Origin of the sequence: Mesorhizobium sp. (genome assembly GCF_017306585.1) — a bacterium.
Classification (GTDB): domain Bacteria; phylum Pseudomonadota; class Alphaproteobacteria; order Rhizobiales; family Rhizobiaceae; genus Mesorhizobium.
Window position 1 is genome coordinate 20,709 of the sequence record NZ_JAFKIC010000125.1, and the last position, 15,173, is coordinate 35,881.

The following is a 15,173-nucleotide window of genomic DNA, read 5'->3' on the forward strand; positions in this document are numbered from 1 at the left end:
GGTAGAAGACGGTGCGATATCTGGACCAAGCGGATCCCCTGATTGCGATAAAGTCGGCAATAATGGCAATTGCTGTGTGGCTTTCCATTGCGTGGTCGGCATTGCCACGGGGTCCGCGACCATTGGATTTCGTCTGTTGAGTTCAAGGGCTGTTGCAGAGGCGCAGGAGTCATTTCCGTCTCGATCAACAGGTCGGTTGGAGCGACCGCCCAAGCGGTCCTTTTCGGTCCCATTCCCTAATCGGACAGCCGCAGCGTAGCTGCGTACCCCTCGAAGTCAGACAAAACAGGAGAAAGACCATGCGTAACGTCATCGCCACCCTTGCGGTCGCTACTTTACTCGCTGGGGCTAGTTCAGCCGCCTTCAGCCAAGAGAACCCCCTCCCACAGCAATGCCGTCAAACCGGCACCGAACAAATGGCTGGCATGGATACGCCAAAGATGGACGCATCCGGCATGGACGAGGCCCACCAAGCATACATGGCGTCAATGGAGAAAATGGAACCAGCCATGATGGAGGGGATCATAGCCAAGGATGCAGACGTGGCCTTCATCTGCGGAATGATCGCCCATCACCAGGGCGCGATCGATATGGCGGAGGTCGAGCTCAAATACGGCGACAACGCCGACGCTAAGAAAAAGGCGCAGATGGTCATTGATGCTCAAAAGAAGGAGATCAAGGATTACACGAAGTGGCTCAAGACCAATGCGAAATAGTCAGGCGCGACTGCATTCGACACGAACCTTCATAGGAGAATTTCAATGCACCAACTGAACCCGAAAATGAGGGCCTGCATCGAGGAATGCTTACGCTGCTATTCAACGTGTCTTTCGACCGCGATGGGCCATTGTCTGGAGATGGGTGGAAAGCACACCGAGAGGAAGCATTTCACCTTGATGATGGCCTGCGCCGAAATCTGTCGAACATCGGCGCATTTCATGTTGCTCGGCTCCGAGCATCACAAGCACGTCTGCCGTGAATGCGCCGAGATCTGCGGCCAGTGCGCGAATGACTGCGAACGCCTCGGCGATATGGAAGAATGCGTGGACGCCTGCCGCCAATGTGCCGAAAGCTGCAACATGATGGCCGCATAGGCACAAAACCAAATGCGGGGCGCGATTACAGCGCCCCGCTTCTCATCGTCGAGCCGACGGCAGCCTGCCTAGACGGTGGCGGGAGGCTGGTCGCGAAAGGAAGGCGTAGGCAGAGGCGAAACGAGCCGAAAGTTGCGCCACCGGACGTAAACAGCGACCATCGTCACGAGCGCCCCGCCCGCCGCCAGATAAATCCGGACGGGCTCCAGATAAGTCAACAGCGCGCTGGCGCCGAACAGGAAGAGCAGAAGCTTGTTGCAGATTGGGCAAGCGATGCCGATGTAGTTGGCGATGCCGCCAAGGCTGGCGAGTTTCAGAGCACATGCCGGAACCGGAATCGTGACATAGATCCCGAGCAAAAGCGCCTGCAACGCAAGCAGCCCCACTTCGAAGCCGCTTGTCGGCGTCATGCGTATGAAGAAGGGGTTTGCCCACAACGCCGCAACGGTTCCGAGCATGGCGAAAGAACCAATCGCAACCAACGCGCCCTTGATGTATGAGGTGAATGCCACTTTCGCCTCCGTGTTTCTTCCAATTCGAATGGTTTCTTCCATCTTTTTCACTCCGTTACGGTTTTACTGGGGCAGCCACAGCTTCTACGGTGGGTTGGTTGGCGACTGGGAGAACCGGTCGAAAGCGTTCGGAACCCCACGCTGCGATCCGCACCATGGTTGGAAACGGATCGGTTGGCCGTTCCCCGTAAGGTGCGATCGGGAGAAGCGGCAAAACCCGCTTCATGATGTCCCCTGTCACCGGAACCGCGTTCCAGCCCGACGTTTTGAATCCGCTGGTTTCCGGCAGTGCCTGGGGCTCATCGAGAATTGTCAGGAATAGATAGCGGGGTTGGTCCGCAGGAACTATGCCCATAAAGGCCGTCAGCACCCGGTCTCCAGAATAGCGCCCGTTGACCACCTTGTTAGAAGTGCCCGTCTTGCCTCCAATGAAATACTCCGGAAAGTCGGCTTTTTTTGCCGAACCGACTTCGGCGTTCAGCCGCATGAGGAACCGCAGCGCCTGCCCTGTTTCTGATGTCACCACGTCCGTGGCTAAAATTCGCGACTCCAAGGGGGTTCCCTTGATGAAAGTTGGCCGGATAAGGCTCCCGCCGTTAACAAGCGACGCGACCGCCATCGTCGCTTGTAGCGGTGTCACAGCCATACCGTGGCCAAAAGCGATCGTGGCGGTGCTCAGTTCGCTCCAGTTCGGAGGAATAAGCGGCTCTGCATTCTCGGGCAGTTCGGTGGTTAGGCGATCGAACTGACCCAGCCTTTTTAGGAAGGTTTTGTGGTTTTCGACGCCTACACCCATGGCCATCCGGGCCATCGCAATGTTCGATGAATAGATGAATGCCTCGGGAACAGTCAGCGGCCTTCCCTGGCCGCGGTAGTCGTTGATCGTAAACCGGCCAAATCGCAAAGGTCGACTGGCGTCAAGGACGGAATGGATGTTGAACACGCCCGAATCCAGCGCCATAGCGGTGGTCATCGCTTTAAAGGTAGACCCCATTTCGTATGTACCGACACTGATGCGATTGATGCGGTCTGGTTTGAGTGCATCAGCGGGAATGTTGGGGTCAAAATCGGGAAGCGACACGAGCGCAATCACTTCCCCATTGGTGACATCCAATACCAGCCCTGCCCCAGCGATGGCGCTGAAGCGGGCGACAGCTTTCCTCAACTCGTCGCTCAACGCATATTGGACCCTCAAATCCAGGCTGAGAACAACCGGCTCGAGATCCCGTCGATTGAAATTCAAGCCGGCCAATCTGAGATCCTGCAATCCTTGTTCGTCGATCCAGCGTTCGATGCCAGCAATCCCGGCATTGTCTATGTTGACTGATCCCAAAACATGCGCAGCGGCAGGCCCATTGGGATAAAGGCGACGCGTTTCATCCCGAACTCCAACCCCTGGAATCCCTAGGCCCCAGAGCCGGTCCTTTTCAGCGAGCGTTACGCTTCGTTTGATCCAGGTGAAGCCACTGTCGCTGCCTAGGCGTTTGTGAAGGTCCATCATATCGAGGTCCGGAAAAACGCTCATCAGGCCCTCAGCCGCCTCGTCGACATCGATAATTCGGCGCGGCTCGGCGTAGACCGAAAAACTCGCGGTATCCATCGCGAGGATCACGTTGTTCCGATCGACTATGTCCGGCCGTGCAACAGACGGCGGTACGGCCGCGTAGGCTCGATCGGGCCGATCCATGTTTCCAAACATTACCAGGCGCACGCCTATCGCAGCGAAGAAGAAGGCAAACATCGCCATTACGGCATAGATTCGAGCCCTGTATTTGGCAGGCCGATGGCGAGCGTCCGATGCATTTTTCATGAAACTAGCCTTTGACCGGATTTTCACGCGCACGCAGTTCATCGGTCCAGGCGTTGAAGGCGCGGTTGAAGGCCAATGTCCGTTTGCGTTCGGGCCATTTGAACCCGAAATAGGCGTAGAGATCGGTCCCTGCCTTGATATCTCCTTGGCGAACAACGACCTTTGCACGCGGGGTAATGGCCGGTGTCGGTTCAACGCCGTTCCAGTTTGCAAGAACCGGAAAGCCCGCTTTTCCCAGGGCCAGATCCCAAGTCGCATCGACCAGGATCCATTTCCCGTCGACATTGACCTCCACGGTATCGTGGAAGCCGCGTGTTTCGGCCAGGGGTTGCAGCACCGATTGCGGTATTGGCAAGTCGGCCCAGTCAAAGGGAACCCGGATCGGCCGAGCGTCGACCTTCCACGATCGGATTAGCTGAAGCAAGGCTGCCGATTTGTGGCGGCAATCCCCGCGATCGATCGCGAACAGACTGTCCGGATTGCCGGTCCACGCGGTCAGCTTGTACGGGACCTCTTGCACTATTTTGAATGCGGCGATCCGCCGATCTCGGGCGGTCAGGCCGACCTGCAGCTGTTCGGCAATCCACTTGCAAGAGGGCGTTTCGCCGTTGGCGCGCTGCGCTTGCAACTCGCGTTGAATGTCCGCGATGCGAGCGTCGAGTGCTTGAGATGTCTGCGCCACTGCGCGGCCTGGCGCGAGAGTCGTTGCGCCAGCGCCGATCAAAAACATGCGTCGGTTCATCGAAAAACCTCCAGCATTTGCGGAAAGCCCAATTCTCCTGCGTCCCGCTGATTTGCAGGATGAGGATCCAGTTCAGCAAGCATGGCAGAGCTTTCCCCAGGCCGTAGCAATTCCGCACGGGGCAAGTGTATTTTGACGTTGCCAGTTGGCGGTTTTGTCCTCCATGCAATCGGCTGCTTTTCGAATGCGACAATGATGCCGTTCATGCCACCGGCGTTGCACCATTTGCGCATTGCCAGCCCGTTGGCGCGCGCGCACTCCGAAACCAATCCCGCAAATTCCGGTCGAAGGTTGAATACGAGCAGCCCGCCATTTCGCAGCAGGGCCGAAGCTGCCACGAGGAACGATTTTACGTCTGTTTCGAAATAGGCTGCTGCTTGTGAGTAAAGAATGTCGACCGTCCCGGCCTGAAGGCCGTGGGTGTCCAGAATGGAAAGGCCGGCAGCTGTGACATAGGGATGCTCGACGATGCCCGCGGGCAGCTCGGCATGCCACTGCGTCAAGTTGGTGAAGTGGAAAAATACGTTTTGACCGAGACCATTTTCAAAATGTCTGGCGAGGCTCGCGATGTCGCGAGGCTTTGACGGTGGAGGGCTTCTCAATCCCGCCCAGCCGCCGCCAACTTCCAGATATTGCAAGGCTCCGTCTGTCCGCAGTCGGCGATCCGCTTCGTGGAGAAGGTCGACGCCGACCTCCTCGGCAAGCCGGAAGGACCCGCCGCTGGACGTCCACGCTCCGTCATGGAGAAATGAAACAAAGGTCTCGCGGATCGACCCCGTCTCTCGATATACGGCGTCGAGATATTTAATCGGATTTCGCCGTGAGGGAATCGGCACGTTGGGACGCAGGCGGCGGGCCTGAAGATCCCGTTTTACGCCCATCCTTATCGACCGCCATGCGGCCTCGTCCGGCTCGTATCCGATAGTTTGAAAGTTGCCTAGAATAGATTTGCGCGCGCGCGCAGCTGCGATAAACATCCTGAAAATTCCGCTCTAGCTTGATCGGTCGATCGCATTGCGATCGACGGGCGAACACCGAGCGGATGGAGACAGACGCAGTCCTGCGTCAGCAAAGATACGCTCAGTGCATCAGCACGAAGCGACTCTTGGAGGGCGATCTAGGGATATCTGGACAGCGCGAGCGCCGTCCTGACTGGGGGAAAAGGCCGGACGACTGATGGTTCCGACAAAGTTAACAGCAAACTGATGGATCATTTCGGCATGATGATCGTGATGCAGAGCGCTGTGCGACACGGTCCCGACGTCTTTGGAGCCTTGGTCGTGAACATGAGTGATCGCTGCAACGAGAATGTCGGCGGACTCAGCCCTTGGCGGATGCGCGGCAAACGCCGACAGCAGCATCGCGAACGCGATGGCTATCGAAATGAGGCGACGAGCCTGCCATCTTGAACCGGTGGTCCACATAATTCCAGTTCGCATCACAGCGTTGATTTTTGGTTAAAGGCGGGGAGCGTCTGTCGAATCACAGACGCTTGCAAGCGGGAGATTAGTCCTAGGGCGGGCAAAGTGTCCATACGATGTCCGTTTGGGCGGCGAAGGGAGATGCGGGTCTTCAGCCGTGTCATGCCGGCTGCGGCTGCGGCACGGCTTGGCGATCGCCATCGCCCAGATGCCGGCCAGCACCATCGGCGACGACAGGATCATGCCCATGGTCAGCCAGTTGGTGCCGAGGAGGTAGCCGAGCTGCTGGTCGGGCTCGCGGAAGATCTCGACGAAGATGCGCGACAGGCCATAGCCGCAGATGAAGGCGCCGCCGACGAAGCGCGGCGTCTTCAGCTTGAGGCGCGAATGGGTGAGGATGCGCAGCACGACAAACAGCACCAAGCCTTCGAGCAGCGCCTCGTAGAGCTGGCTCGGATGACGGGCAAACGGCCCGCCATTCGGGAATTCGAATGCCCACGGCACGTCGGTCGGCCGGCCCCAGAGCTCGGAGTTGATGAAGTTGGCGACGCGCACCAGGCCAAGGCCGACCGGCACCCCGGCCGCCACGACATCGAACAGCGACCAGGTGCGGATGCCGCGCTTGATGGAAAACAGCGTCATGGCGAGGATGACGCCAAGCAGGCCGCCATGGAACGACATGCCGCCTTGCCAGACCGCGAAAATGTCGAGCGGGTGGGCGATGTAGCGCGGCAGTTCGTAGAACAAGACGTAGCCGGTGCGGCCGCCGAGCACGAAGCCGATGGCCGCCCAGACGATGAAATCGTCGAGGTCCTCCGGCTTCATCGGCAGGATGCCGTCGGGCCACAGTTTCGGGTTGGCGGCGAGCCGCTTGGCGTACCACCAGGCAAACAGGATGCCGACGATATAGCCGACGCCGTACCAGTGCACCGCCAGCGGCCCGATCTGGATGAGGATCGGGTTGATGTTGGGAAACGGCAGGGAGGCCAGCGGCAGCAGGAAATAGTCGTTCATGGGAGCTCTCGGTTGCGATCGCGTTTGACAATCTGCGGAGTCGACCTAAGTCATTGCAGTATCGACCGATTGCGCCGTCTGTAGGAAAGTTGCTGATTGCCACTAGGCACGGCCGATTGCCTCTTAACTGTCATTGAGAGGTCTCTGACCTCAAGAACGGCACGATCGCTTGTTCGACGGCCTCGGGGAACTCTTCATGGATCGACAGCTTGCCACGCGGAAGCCGCGCGACCTGTACGTTCGGCAACTCCGCCAGCGCTTCCATTTCAGCGCGCGACTTCGGCGGCGTCTTATCCCCGTCGACCATGAGGATCGGAACCTTCGTTTGCCGGGCGAGGTCAGGAAATTCCGTGTGGCTGGTCACGCGGTCGAGGCCGCCAGTGACGAAGCGGACGGATGCGTGACTTGCTCCGGCAACTCGCGCGATGGCGAGTTTCGCGCGCAGGCGATCGCCGGATAGCCAGAGAGGATTGTCGTAGACGTGCTCACGCGCCATCTTGGAACGACGAAGCGGCTGACATTGAGCCTATACAGGAGCGAGCCGATCCCTTCATAGTCAAGGACGTCACGGACACGGGCAAACCAGGGACGATATCCGCGCATCATCGTCGGGAATGGCCCTCGCCATGTCGGCGCGATCAGCACGAGGCGATCGATGGCGTTTGGTCGATATGCCGCGTGAAAGAGGGCATAAGTTGCGGCATGGCCTGCGGCGACGACCGCGTGCGGCGGGGGCACTATCTCGCTCAGGAACCAGTTCAGGAAAGCTGAGAGGATTTCCGGTGTCCAATCGGCTCTCGGGCGCGGCAGGACGCCGAATCCTGGCCAGTCGACCGTGACGACGCGGAAGCCCGGCGCAAGCCTGTCGAAAAGGGGGCGAATTTCCGCGCGCGTCGAGATCGAGCTCAGCGCGGGCAAGAGTACAACGGTTGATCCGCGGCCGGCCTCGTCCATGCCGAGCGCGACCTCCAGTTCTTCACACTTGCACCGTATTGTCCGCAACATCGCCATGTCACTCCTTGTCGCGATTGCCCCGACGAGCCCAAAGCTTGGCCTCGCGTCGAGTTTGTTCGGCCAGAATCTGATGCCGCTTGTGGTCGGTGAACTTCCGCCATTGGCGGATTTCAGCCGTGGTGCGGAAGCAACCGACACAGAGGTCAGCCTTGCGGTCGAACTTGCAGATATCGAGACATGGTGATGCCAGGGACACGGTTAAACCTTCGCGAGTTCGGGTATGAGTTCGGGTGTCGCCGTGACAGTCTTCTCCGGCGTCGGCAGCAACCGGGCCGAGTTGAGGATGAACACCAGCTCCGAGACGACATGGATGGCTGCCGCCAACAGCGGGTTGAGAAAGCCGAAGGCGGCAAGCGCGATGCCGAGCGCATCGACGCCGATGGTGCCGGCGAAGTTCTGCCAAATGATACCCCGCGTCCGCCTGGCAACTACGAGTGTCTCGACGAAGCGCGCAAGGTCGTTGCCGAGCAACACCACGTCTGCGCTCTCCTGCGCCACGTCGGTGCCGGAGCCCATCGCGACGCCGACGCTGGCTTCGGCAAGCGCCGGCGCGTCGTTCACGCCATCACCGACCATGGCAACGACGCGCTTTTGCGCCACCAGCGCCTGGATGCGCTTGAGCTTGTCCTCCGGCAGCAGTTCCGCCTCGATCTCCTTGATGCCCAGCGCCCCGCCAACGGCGGCTGCGACACGGCGTGCGTCCCCCGTGAGCAGGACCGTTCTGATGCCCATCCGGTGCAACGCTTCGATGGCGCGCTTGGCTTCGGGGCGGACAGTGTCAGCAACGGCAAGCGAACCAAGCAGGCGTCCGTCGCGGGCGACAAAAACCTCGGAACCCGCCGCAACGTCCTGACCGGACGCGGGCACGCCGATCCCATTTTCCGCCATCCAGGCCCGATTGCCGACCAGGACGGTGCTCTCAACAATACTGGTCGCGATGCCGCGGCCCGGCGTATAGGCGAAACTTGTCGGCTCGACTATTTTACGCCCTTGGATGCGGGCGTAGGCGACGATCGCTTTTCCGAGCGGATGCTCGGAGCGAAGCTCTGCCGACGCGGCGGCGTCGAGAAGTTCATCATCGGTCGTGCCGGGTGCAGGCACAACCTGCTGCACCTCCGGGCGGCCGAAGGTCAGCGTGCCAGTCTTGTCCAGCACGACCGTATCGACCTTGCCCAAGGTCTCGAGGTGCACGCCACCCTTGACGATGGCGCCCAGGCGCGCGGATCGGCCGATGCCCCCGAGAATGGCAAGCGGCGTGCCTGCGGCAATGCCGCAGGCGCCGGCGACGATGATGACCGAGATCGTCGAATAGATGTCGCGCGTGATCAGGAATGTCAGGACGGCAGCGCCGAGCGCGAAATAGACGAGATAACCGGCCAGCCGATCGGCGAGACGCTGGACCGGAGCGCGGGATTTCTCGGCCCGCTCGACCGCCTCGATGATCTTGCCGTAGCTGGTGTCGCGGCCGATCCGTTCCGCAGTGACTTCCAATGCGCCGGACTGGTTGATGGAGCCGGCGAAGACCTGAGTGCCGGCCGTTTTCTCGACTGGCATGGATTCGCCAGTGATGCGGGATTCGTCGACGAAGGAATGGCCGGAGAGAACCGCGCCATCGACCGGGATTCTTTCGCCGGGCGCGACCAGGATGGCATCGCCAAGGGAAAGCTCCTCCGCCGCGATGGACCGGATTGAGCCGGATCGCCGGACAGAGACCTCGCGCGGCAGGAATTCGAGCAGGTCGCGAATCGCTTTTCGGCCCCGACCGACGGTCAATCCCTCCAACACCTCTGCCACGAGAACGAACAAGGTGATGACCAGCGCAGTGAAGAACTCGCCGATTGCGGCGGCCGCAGCAATGGCGATCGTCATCGACAGCTCCATGGTCATGCGGCGCTCGACTACGTTCTCGAAGGCTTCCTTGAGGATCGGCCAGCCGCCGATCAATAGGCCGACGACGCCGATGACGCTTCCCGCCGGGAACGGCTCCCGGACGCCGAACCACACCGCGGCCGCCGCGATCGCTACAACGGCGATACGCACGGCTTCCGCCCATTCAAACGGATGGTCATTATCATGCCCGTGTTCATGATCTTCGTGGTCATGCTCATGGTGATTATGGTCGTTGTGACGAGGCGCGACGGTTGGGGCGATGCTGCGAGCTTCCGCACTGTCGACCAGCGTCTGGCGATGGGTGGTATCCTGGGTAGCCATGACGGCGAACTCCGTTGTTACTTGAGGTAGGCGCGCACGACGTCGATGAGTTCTGCGGCGCCTTCGTTGCGTTCTTCCTGGGCCAGGTCGCCGTCGGCGACGTGCAGCAGGATGTGATCCTCGACCACTTCCGCCATCAGGCCGTTGATGGCGCCGCGAACGCCGGCGATCAGTTGGAGAACGTCGGCGCAGCCCTTTTCGTCCTGGAGCGCCCGCTCGACGGCATCCATCTGGCCGCGGATGCGGCGCACGCGGTTGATGAGCTTCGTTTTCTCGCGGGTCGTATGCGACATGCAGCGCTCCTTTTCCCACAAATAGTATCCCCCCCTATATTATTCAAGCTTGAACTTGTAACGTCCGCAACGTTGGGGTCGTACGACGAACTCATCCTGCGGCTCCCGGCCGGCGAGCTTTCAAATTACTTGATAGCTGTTCAAGCATATACGGGCTTTGGCTGCGGCGAACGTCCAGTTTTCGGCAGAGCATGAGCACAGTGACCAACCACACGCTCATGAGGGCACTGACGGTCGCTCCGGCGGGGTCTTTTCTGGTAGCTTCGCCTGATGTTCCAAACCCTCGTTGAATTCCAGCGCACGATCTATCTGACCCTCGGCGAGCAGATCAAACTTTTGTCTGCTGGAGGCGGCTGGCTGGCCTTCATGGCTTTTCTGCCCATGGGCATTCTGTTCGGTGCGGCGCATGCCTTGACACCCGGCCATAGCAAAGCCGTGCTGGCCACTTTATCTGGCAGGGTCGGACAACAGCGTCCGGCGAGGCCTTGCTGTGTCGCTGACGCTATCCTTCACGCATGTGACGATTGCCGTGCTGATTGCAGCTCTCTCGCTGCCGCTGGTCTCGATTGCCTTAGGTAGCGTTGGTCGTGCGCCGCTTTTGGAAGATGTCAGTCGCGGCCTGCTCGGCCTGATCGGTGTCTGGATGATCTGGCGCGCCTTCCGCCATGGTCATCATCACCACAAGCATGAAGGCGAGGCCGTCGGTGTCATGGCGGGCTTGATCCCCTGCCCGCTCACGCTTTTTGTGATGACCTTCGCGATTTCCAGGGGCGTTCCGGTCGCTGGCATCCTATTTGCAATCACCATGATGGCGGGGGTGGCGTTGACACTATCTTGCGTCGCGGTTCTGTCGATCCTGTTTCGCGAGCGTCTGGTGCATTTTTTCGACAGCCGGCCACGCCTGTTCGACATCATTTCCCGAACCATCGAAGGTGCCGCCGGGGTGGTGCTCGCGAGCGTGGCGCTTTGGCAGATCACGTCGAGATGAGCGGTGCCTGAGAAAATGCGCGTTGGGCGGACGAAGCCAGTGGCGCGAAGACGAAACTGGCCGCTCTCACACGTAGATCGCCACATCCAGTTCCCTGTCAGAGCACCATCGGGGGGCGCCATCGCTCAGCCCAAGCTGGAATTATGGTCTAATGTGACGCAGGAAACATTTCAGCCGTCAGGCCGGCAATCCTGTAGCTCAGCAATCCGAACCATTCATGCGCAGCGAGATCGGTCTCGGCCAATCCGACGCTGATCGAACTGGTCGGGCGTTTGAGATCCGCTGCTCCTCGCGTTCGATAGTCGACCGGATAAGGGGTTGCATCAAATCCAGCGGCGCGAAAGCATCCGACCGCCCTGGGCATGTGACTGGCTGACGTGACCAGAAGCCAGAGTTCGCCTGGCTTCGGTTGGACCGAGGTGGCACTTTCGGTGCCGTTCTCGCAGGTATTTCGGGATCGTTCCTCCATGTCGATACGCTGCGGCGAGACGCCTAGCGAGATGAGGATATCGCGGGCGACTTGGGATTCAGTCAATGTGCCGGCTCCGCCGATATGACCCGATCCTCCGGACAGAAAGATTCGCGCATCCGGATACCGCCTGCTGAGATCGACGGTTGCGGTCAGCCGTTCTCCTGCCTCATTGATCGCCAAGGTGTAACGGTCGCTGCTGATATGCGTATCGACGGCGCCGCCAAGGAGGATAATGCCGGTGACAGGCTTGTCGAGAGTGGGTTGAGGGAAGCGATCCTCGAGCACCATCAGCGCCGCTGGCCCAAGTGGGCTCCAACCAAAGATGGTCAACGCCAGAATGGACGCTACGATGCATGCCCGTCCCAAGCGGGATTTTCCAAGGAGCATGGCCAGAATGCCGGCCAGGCCGAGAAGCGCGACAAGATTGGAAGGGAGCAGGAAAAACTCGATGAGCTTGGAGATGACGAAAAACATCAGACCCTCGCGCACGCATCTGATAACCGGCGGGCCTCACCGGTGAGCGAGAAGCCTCGCCTACGCTGGCATTTCGGCATTCGTCTGTTGCACTGGCTGACCGTAGCTGCGCTCGCAACGCAAATCGCCATTGCCTTCGGACCCATGAACGAGCCCGGCATGGCGACGATGAACTGGCTTCCGCTCCACATGTCGATCGGCGCGACGATCCTTGCCATCATTGTGCTTAGACTTTGCTGGCGCATCTTTACCCAGCCTCCTGTCAGGCAACCCTCACGCTCGGTGCGGTTTGCGACTGCTTTCTTCCACATGTTTCTCTACGTCATGATTCTTGCCGTCCTGCTAACGGGATGGCTCGGCTACCGGCCTATGCCTTTCATGCCTCCCGCACGACTTTTCGGATACTTGCATTTGCCTTTGGCGCCCTCGGTCGGCGGGCTGTCGGCACGAGCTTTCGCTTTCGTCCATGCAAAACTGGTCTGGATATTGCTTGGATTTGTCGGCGTTCACATCCTTGGTGCGCTGGTGCATTTCCTGATGCTTCGCGATGGTGTCATGCGCACCATGTTCTTTGGGCGGTCGGACATCGCTTCGCGGCAAGAGCAAGCGCTGCTTGCGGTCGGCGATGAAGCCGGCTGCTCACGCGAGCGCCCATAATCCTCCCGCAATGATCACAGCGTACCGGGCCGCTTTGCCCAATGCGACGAGAGCAACGAACACGCCGAGATTCACGCGTGCCGCGCCTGCCGCAATGGTGAAGGCATCTCCGACAACCGGCAGCCAGGCGAACAGCAGCGTCCATTCGCCAAAGCGTCGGAACGTCCGGCTTGCCTGCTCATAGCGCTCAGGAGTTACGCGGAACCAGCGCCTGGTCCGGAGCGAGTCGATGCCTCGCCCCAGGATCCAGTTCACCACCGAGCCGAGCGTGTTGCCGATCGTGGCAACCGTAAAGAGTAGCGCCGGCTCGCCACGGCCCGAGACGATCAGGCCCGCGAGCACCACCTCCGATGAGACCGGCAGAACCGTTGCGGCTAGGAACGCGCTGATGAACAGACCGCCGTAGATTGCCAATACTGCCACGTCGAACGCCGGCCTATGCCTGCACGTCGACAATGCCCATCATGCCAAGTTGCTCGTGCTCGAGGATGTGGCAGTGGTACATGCGTGGCCCAGGCCGGTCCTGGCGCAACAGGAGCCGCACAGTCTCGCCGCGCGCGACGTTGACGGTGTCCTTCCAGGCCAGGTAGGCCGGCTTCGAGACCTTGCCGTCGCGTTCGTGCTCGACCACCTGGAACTGCGTCCCATGCACATGGAATGGATGGTCCATGTCGGCCTTGTTGATGATCTCCCAAAGCTCGACGTCGCCTGCCTTGGCGACGATATCGACGCGGTTCATATCGAAGGCGGCGCCATTGATCAGGAATCCCATCTCCATGCCGTTGGCATTCATGGCCATGGTCTCGGTGAAGACGAAGCGCCGGCTGACGGCGGGGGCGCTGAGTCGCGCTATCGGCCGAAGCTTGTCCGGTAGCGGCGGGAGCGCCTCTGCAGGCGTCTGCGAAACATTGACCGTAAGCAGTGTCAGGCCTGCATCGGCAGGCCGGCCCGCGCCCATCCAGCCGCGATCGTAATCGAGCGTGTACAGCGTAGCTGGGCCGGGCTTGTCAAAAGACACAATCAGTTCAACGCGTTCCGCAGGACTGAGAAGGATCTCGTCGGCTGCGATCGGTGCTTCCAACAGGCCGCCATCCGTTCCGATAACTGTCATTGACGCTTCAAACGACAGTCGAAGGAAACGGGCGTTGGTGGCGTTGTAGAGCCGGAAGCGCCGCTTCGTGCCAAAGGGAACCGTTAGCGAAGGATTTTTCTGACCGTTGACCAGCACATGATCGCCGACGCGCCCGTTCATCAGGTCGACCATCGTGTTGTCCGGCATGGTGCCGTCGGCAGCAAGGCGAAGGTCGGTGAACACCAGCACCGTGTCGCCATAGCCGGCCGGAATGGGATCGATTTTCGGCTTGACCACAAACGCCCCGGCAAGGCCGCGATAGACTTGCTCTGCCGTCTTGCCGTGCGGATGCGGGTGATACCAGTAGGAGCCGGCGCTGCCTTCCGGTAGGTCGAAGCTGTAGGTACGGTCGGCGCCGGTGGCGACAGGGTCCATCGGATTGCCGTCCTGGTCAGCCGGAACGGGCATGCCGTGCCAATGGATGGTGCTTGTCTCTTCAGGAATTCGGTTGGCGAATGTGATCTCAACGCGGTCGCCCTCGGTCGCTTCGATCAATGGCCCTGGACTCACACCGTTGTAGCCAAGGATCGGCGTGTCGAACCCTTCCGCGAAACGCGCCGTGGCCGGCTCGGCGGTCAGCTTCGCCCTGAATAGGCCGGGCGTGCCGGCTTCGTTGGCAAGCAGGCGCAGTTCGCGCAGCGCCTCCCCTTCGGGCAGCATGCTTGCGCCTTGCGGCGCTGCGCCCATGTCGTGACCGCCCATATCCATTCCGGGCATGTCATCCATCTTCATTTGAGCGATGGCGCGCGGGCTCGCAAAAACCGTCACAAGACCTGCCGTCAGAAAAGCGCGTCGATGCATCTGTTATCTCCTAAGTCAAAGACTGGCGCGCGTCGGCACGCGGTATGATCAGAAAGCCTGCCGTTGCCTGGCGATCTCGCCGCCTAGCTTCGGGCGCTTGGACGACTTGGCTGGTCCGGCCTCTTGACCGCTGGAAAGCTCCTCGATGATCGGGCAATGCGGGCGACCATCACCCTGGCAATGTTCTGCAAGATGACGCAGCGTTTTGGACATGTCGCGGAGTTCTCGCATTTTCCGCTCGAGTTCGGCGACATGTTCCATGGCGATCCGCTTGACATCGGCGCTCGCCCGCGAGCGGTCGCTCCAGAGAGCGAGCAGGTCGGTCATCTGGTCGACCGAAAAGCCAAGATCTCGCGCCCGGCGAATGAAGCGCAGCGCATGGACCTCGTCGTCCGAATAGACCCGGTAGCCAGCGTCGGTTCGGGCAACGTTCGCGATCAGCCCGATCGACTCATAGTAGCGGATCATCTTGGCCGAGACGCCCGATTCCGCGGCAGCTTCACCTATGTTCATAATTGCATCCCTGCAGGTTGGCAGT

General features: G+C 60.2%; 18 protein-coding genes and 2 pseudogenes. 5 read left to right on the forward strand and 15 right to left on the reverse strand.

The window, feature by feature from the left end:
• The first annotated feature begins 299 nt into the window (after positions 1-299).
• Both J0I79_RS11225 and J0I79_RS11230 read left to right on the forward strand, forming a co-directional pair.
• Positions 300-716 carry a DUF305 domain-containing protein gene (locus J0I79_RS11225; protein ID WP_292857705.1) on the forward strand — a complete coding sequence of 139 codons (417 nt, stop codon included), beginning with the start codon at positions 300-302 and terminating at the stop codon, positions 714-716.
• A 45-nt stretch (positions 717-761) separates the two neighbouring features.
• Positions 762-1,094 (forward strand): four-helix bundle copper-binding protein, encoded by a 333-nt coding sequence (locus J0I79_RS11230; protein WP_292857708.1) that lies wholly within the window; start codon positions 762-764, stop codon positions 1,092-1,094.
• Positions 1,095-1,162: 68 nt separating this feature from the next.
• On the opposite strand, the gene J0I79_RS11235 is transcribed toward J0I79_RS11230, so the two are convergent.
• The 4 genes from J0I79_RS11235 to J0I79_RS11250 are packed head-to-tail and all read right to left on the reverse strand — an operon-like array spanning position 1,163 to position 5,135.
• Positions 1,163-1,648, reverse strand: a complete 486-nt coding sequence (locus tag J0I79_RS11235; protein WP_292857711.1) for a hypothetical protein — start codon at positions 1,646-1,648, stop codon at positions 1,163-1,165.
• 13 nt (positions 1,649-1,661) lie between these two features.
• Positions 1,662-3,416, reverse strand: coding sequence for a penicillin-binding protein 2 (locus J0I79_RS11240; protein ID WP_292857714.1), 1,755 nt, complete (start codon positions 3,414-3,416; stop codon positions 1,662-1,664).
• 4 nt (positions 3,417-3,420) lie between these two features.
• Positions 3,421-4,158, reverse strand: a complete 738-nt coding sequence (locus tag J0I79_RS11245; protein WP_292857717.1) for a transglutaminase family protein — start codon at positions 4,156-4,158, stop codon at positions 3,421-3,423.
• Entirely contained in the window at positions 4,155-5,135 is a 981-nt protein-coding gene (locus J0I79_RS11250; RefSeq protein WP_292857720.1) for a hypothetical protein, read from the reverse strand. The genes J0I79_RS11245 and J0I79_RS11250 overlap by 4 nt, the downstream gene beginning before the upstream one ends.
• Positions 5,136-5,363: 228 nt before the next feature.
• On the opposite strand from J0I79_RS11250, the gene J0I79_RS11255 reads away from it, so the two are divergent.
• Positions 5,364-5,567 (forward strand): hypothetical protein, encoded by a 204-nt coding sequence (locus J0I79_RS11255; protein ID WP_292857723.1) that lies wholly within the window; start codon positions 5,364-5,366, stop codon positions 5,565-5,567.
• Between the two features lie 195 nt (positions 5,568-5,762).
• Here J0I79_RS11255 and lgt read toward each other — a convergent pair.
• From lgt to J0I79_RS11290, 7 genes and pseudogenes are all read right to left on the reverse strand, one after another.
• Positions 5,763-6,593: pseudogene (gene lgt / locus J0I79_RS11260) on the reverse strand (prolipoprotein diacylglyceryl transferase); the annotation flags it as partial.
• A gap of 130 nt (positions 6,594-6,723) precedes the next feature.
• Complete coding sequence (locus J0I79_RS11265) at positions 6,724-6,957, reverse strand: alpha/beta hydrolase (protein ID WP_292857725.1); 234 nt, start codon at positions 6,955-6,957, stop codon at positions 6,724-6,726.
• Positions 6,954-7,604: an alpha/beta hydrolase gene (locus J0I79_RS11270; protein WP_292857728.1), complete on the reverse strand. Its 651-nt coding sequence runs from the start codon at positions 7,602-7,604 to the stop codon at positions 6,954-6,956. Before J0I79_RS11270 ends, J0I79_RS11265 begins: the two co-directional genes overlap by 4 nt.
• A 1-nt stretch (position 7,605) precedes the next feature.
• Positions 7,606-7,803 carry a DUF1289 domain-containing protein gene (locus J0I79_RS11275; RefSeq protein ID WP_292857731.1) on the reverse strand — a complete coding sequence of 66 codons (198 nt, stop codon included), beginning with the start codon at positions 7,801-7,803 and terminating at the stop codon, positions 7,606-7,608.
• Positions 7,804-7,805: 2 nt separating this feature from the next.
• Positions 7,806-9,818: a cation-translocating P-type ATPase gene (locus J0I79_RS11280; protein ID WP_292857734.1), complete on the reverse strand. Its 2,013-nt coding sequence runs from the start codon at positions 9,816-9,818 to the stop codon at positions 7,806-7,808.
• A gap of 17 nt (positions 9,819-9,835) precedes the next feature.
• Positions 9,836-10,111 carry a metal/formaldehyde-sensitive transcriptional repressor gene (locus tag J0I79_RS11285; RefSeq protein WP_292857737.1) on the reverse strand — a complete coding sequence of 92 codons (276 nt, stop codon included), beginning with the start codon at positions 10,109-10,111 and terminating at the stop codon, positions 9,836-9,838.
• 216 nt (positions 10,112-10,327) lie between these two features.
• On the reverse strand, positions 10,328-10,519 hold the full coding sequence (locus J0I79_RS11290; RefSeq protein ID WP_292857808.1) for a hypothetical protein: 192 nt from the start codon (positions 10,517-10,519) through the stop codon (positions 10,328-10,330).
• Here J0I79_RS11290 and J0I79_RS11295 point away from each other — a divergent pair.
• Positions 10,439-11,099, forward strand: a pseudogene (locus J0I79_RS11295) (ABC transporter permease). The gene J0I79_RS11290 and the pseudogene J0I79_RS11295 overlap by 81 nt on opposite strands.
• A gap of 148 nt (positions 11,100-11,247) precedes the next feature.
• Here the strand turns inward: J0I79_RS11295 and J0I79_RS11300 are convergent.
• Positions 11,248-12,045, reverse strand: coding sequence for a YdcF family protein (locus J0I79_RS11300; protein WP_292857740.1), 798 nt, complete (start codon positions 12,043-12,045; stop codon positions 11,248-11,250).
• 42 nt (positions 12,046-12,087) lie between these two features.
• Here J0I79_RS11300 and J0I79_RS11305 point away from each other — a divergent pair, with 42 nt between their 5' ends.
• Positions 12,088-12,702 carry a cytochrome b gene (locus tag J0I79_RS11305; RefSeq protein WP_292857743.1) on the forward strand — a complete coding sequence of 205 codons (615 nt, stop codon included), beginning with the start codon at positions 12,088-12,090 and terminating at the stop codon, positions 12,700-12,702.
• Here the strand turns inward: J0I79_RS11305 and J0I79_RS11310 are convergent.
• From J0I79_RS11310 to cueR, 3 genes are all read right to left on the reverse strand, one after another.
• A complete protein-coding gene (locus tag J0I79_RS11310; protein WP_292857747.1) occupies positions 12,685-13,125 on the reverse strand; it encodes a YqaA family protein in 441 nt (146 codons plus the stop codon). The genes J0I79_RS11305 and J0I79_RS11310 overlap by 18 nt on opposite strands.
• Positions 13,126-13,138: 13 nt before the next feature.
• Positions 13,139-14,551, reverse strand: coding sequence for a multicopper oxidase family protein (locus J0I79_RS11315; protein ID WP_292857750.1), 1,413 nt, complete (start codon positions 14,549-14,551; stop codon positions 13,139-13,141).
• Positions 14,552-14,683: 132 nt separating this feature from the next.
• Positions 14,684-15,148 (reverse strand): Cu(I)-responsive transcriptional regulator, encoded by a 465-nt coding sequence (gene cueR / locus J0I79_RS11320; protein WP_127385548.1) that lies wholly within the window; start codon positions 15,146-15,148, stop codon positions 14,684-14,686.
• Positions 15,149-15,173: the final 25 nt, after the last annotated feature.

Excerpts from the sequence above, each read along its gene's own strand:
- J0I79_RS11250 (WP_292857720.1), bottom strand. The coding sequence starts at position 5,135 with ATGTTTATCGCAGCTGCGCGCGCGCGCAAATCTATTCTAGGCAACTTT.
- J0I79_RS11315 (WP_292857750.1), bottom strand. The coding sequence starts at position 14,551 with ATGCCCGGAATGGATATGGGCGGTCACGACATGGGCGCAGCGCCGCAA.
- J0I79_RS11235 (WP_292857711.1), bottom strand. The coding sequence starts at position 1,648 with ATGGAAGAAACCATTCGAATTGGAAGAAACACGGAGGCGAAAGTGGCA.
- J0I79_RS11230 (WP_292857708.1), top strand. The coding sequence starts at position 762 with ATGCACCAACTGAACCCGAAAATGAGGGCCTGCATCGAGGAATGCTTA.
- J0I79_RS11290 (WP_292857808.1), bottom strand. The coding sequence starts at position 10,519 with ATGCGCCGCACCGAACAGAATGCCCATGGGCAGAAAAGCCATGAAGGC.
- J0I79_RS11255 (WP_292857723.1), top strand. The coding sequence starts at position 5,364 with ATGGATCATTTCGGCATGATGATCGTGATGCAGAGCGCTGTGCGACAC.
- J0I79_RS11240 (WP_292857714.1), bottom strand. The coding sequence starts at position 3,416 with ATGAAAAATGCATCGGACGCTCGCCATCGGCCTGCCAAATACAGGGCT.
- cueR (WP_127385548.1), bottom strand. The coding sequence starts at position 15,148 with ATGAACATAGGTGAAGCTGCCGCGGAATCGGGCGTCTCGGCCAAGATG.
- J0I79_RS11225 (WP_292857705.1), top strand. The coding sequence starts at position 300 with ATGCGTAACGTCATCGCCACCCTTGCGGTCGCTACTTTACTCGCTGGG.
- J0I79_RS11245 (WP_292857717.1), bottom strand. The coding sequence starts at position 4,158 with ATGAACCGACGCATGTTTTTGATCGGCGCTGGCGCAACGACTCTCGCG.
- J0I79_RS11285 (WP_292857737.1), bottom strand. The coding sequence starts at position 10,111 with ATGTCGCATACGACCCGCGAGAAAACGAAGCTCATCAACCGCGTGCGC.
- J0I79_RS11270 (WP_292857728.1), bottom strand. The coding sequence starts at position 7,604 with ATGGCGATGTTGCGGACAATACGGTGCAAGTGTGAAGAACTGGAGGTC.
- J0I79_RS11300 (WP_292857740.1), bottom strand. The coding sequence starts at position 12,045 with ATGTTTTTCGTCATCTCCAAGCTCATCGAGTTTTTCCTGCTCCCTTCC.
- J0I79_RS11280 (WP_292857734.1), bottom strand. The coding sequence starts at position 9,818 with ATGGCTACCCAGGATACCACCCATCGCCAGACGCTGGTCGACAGTGCG.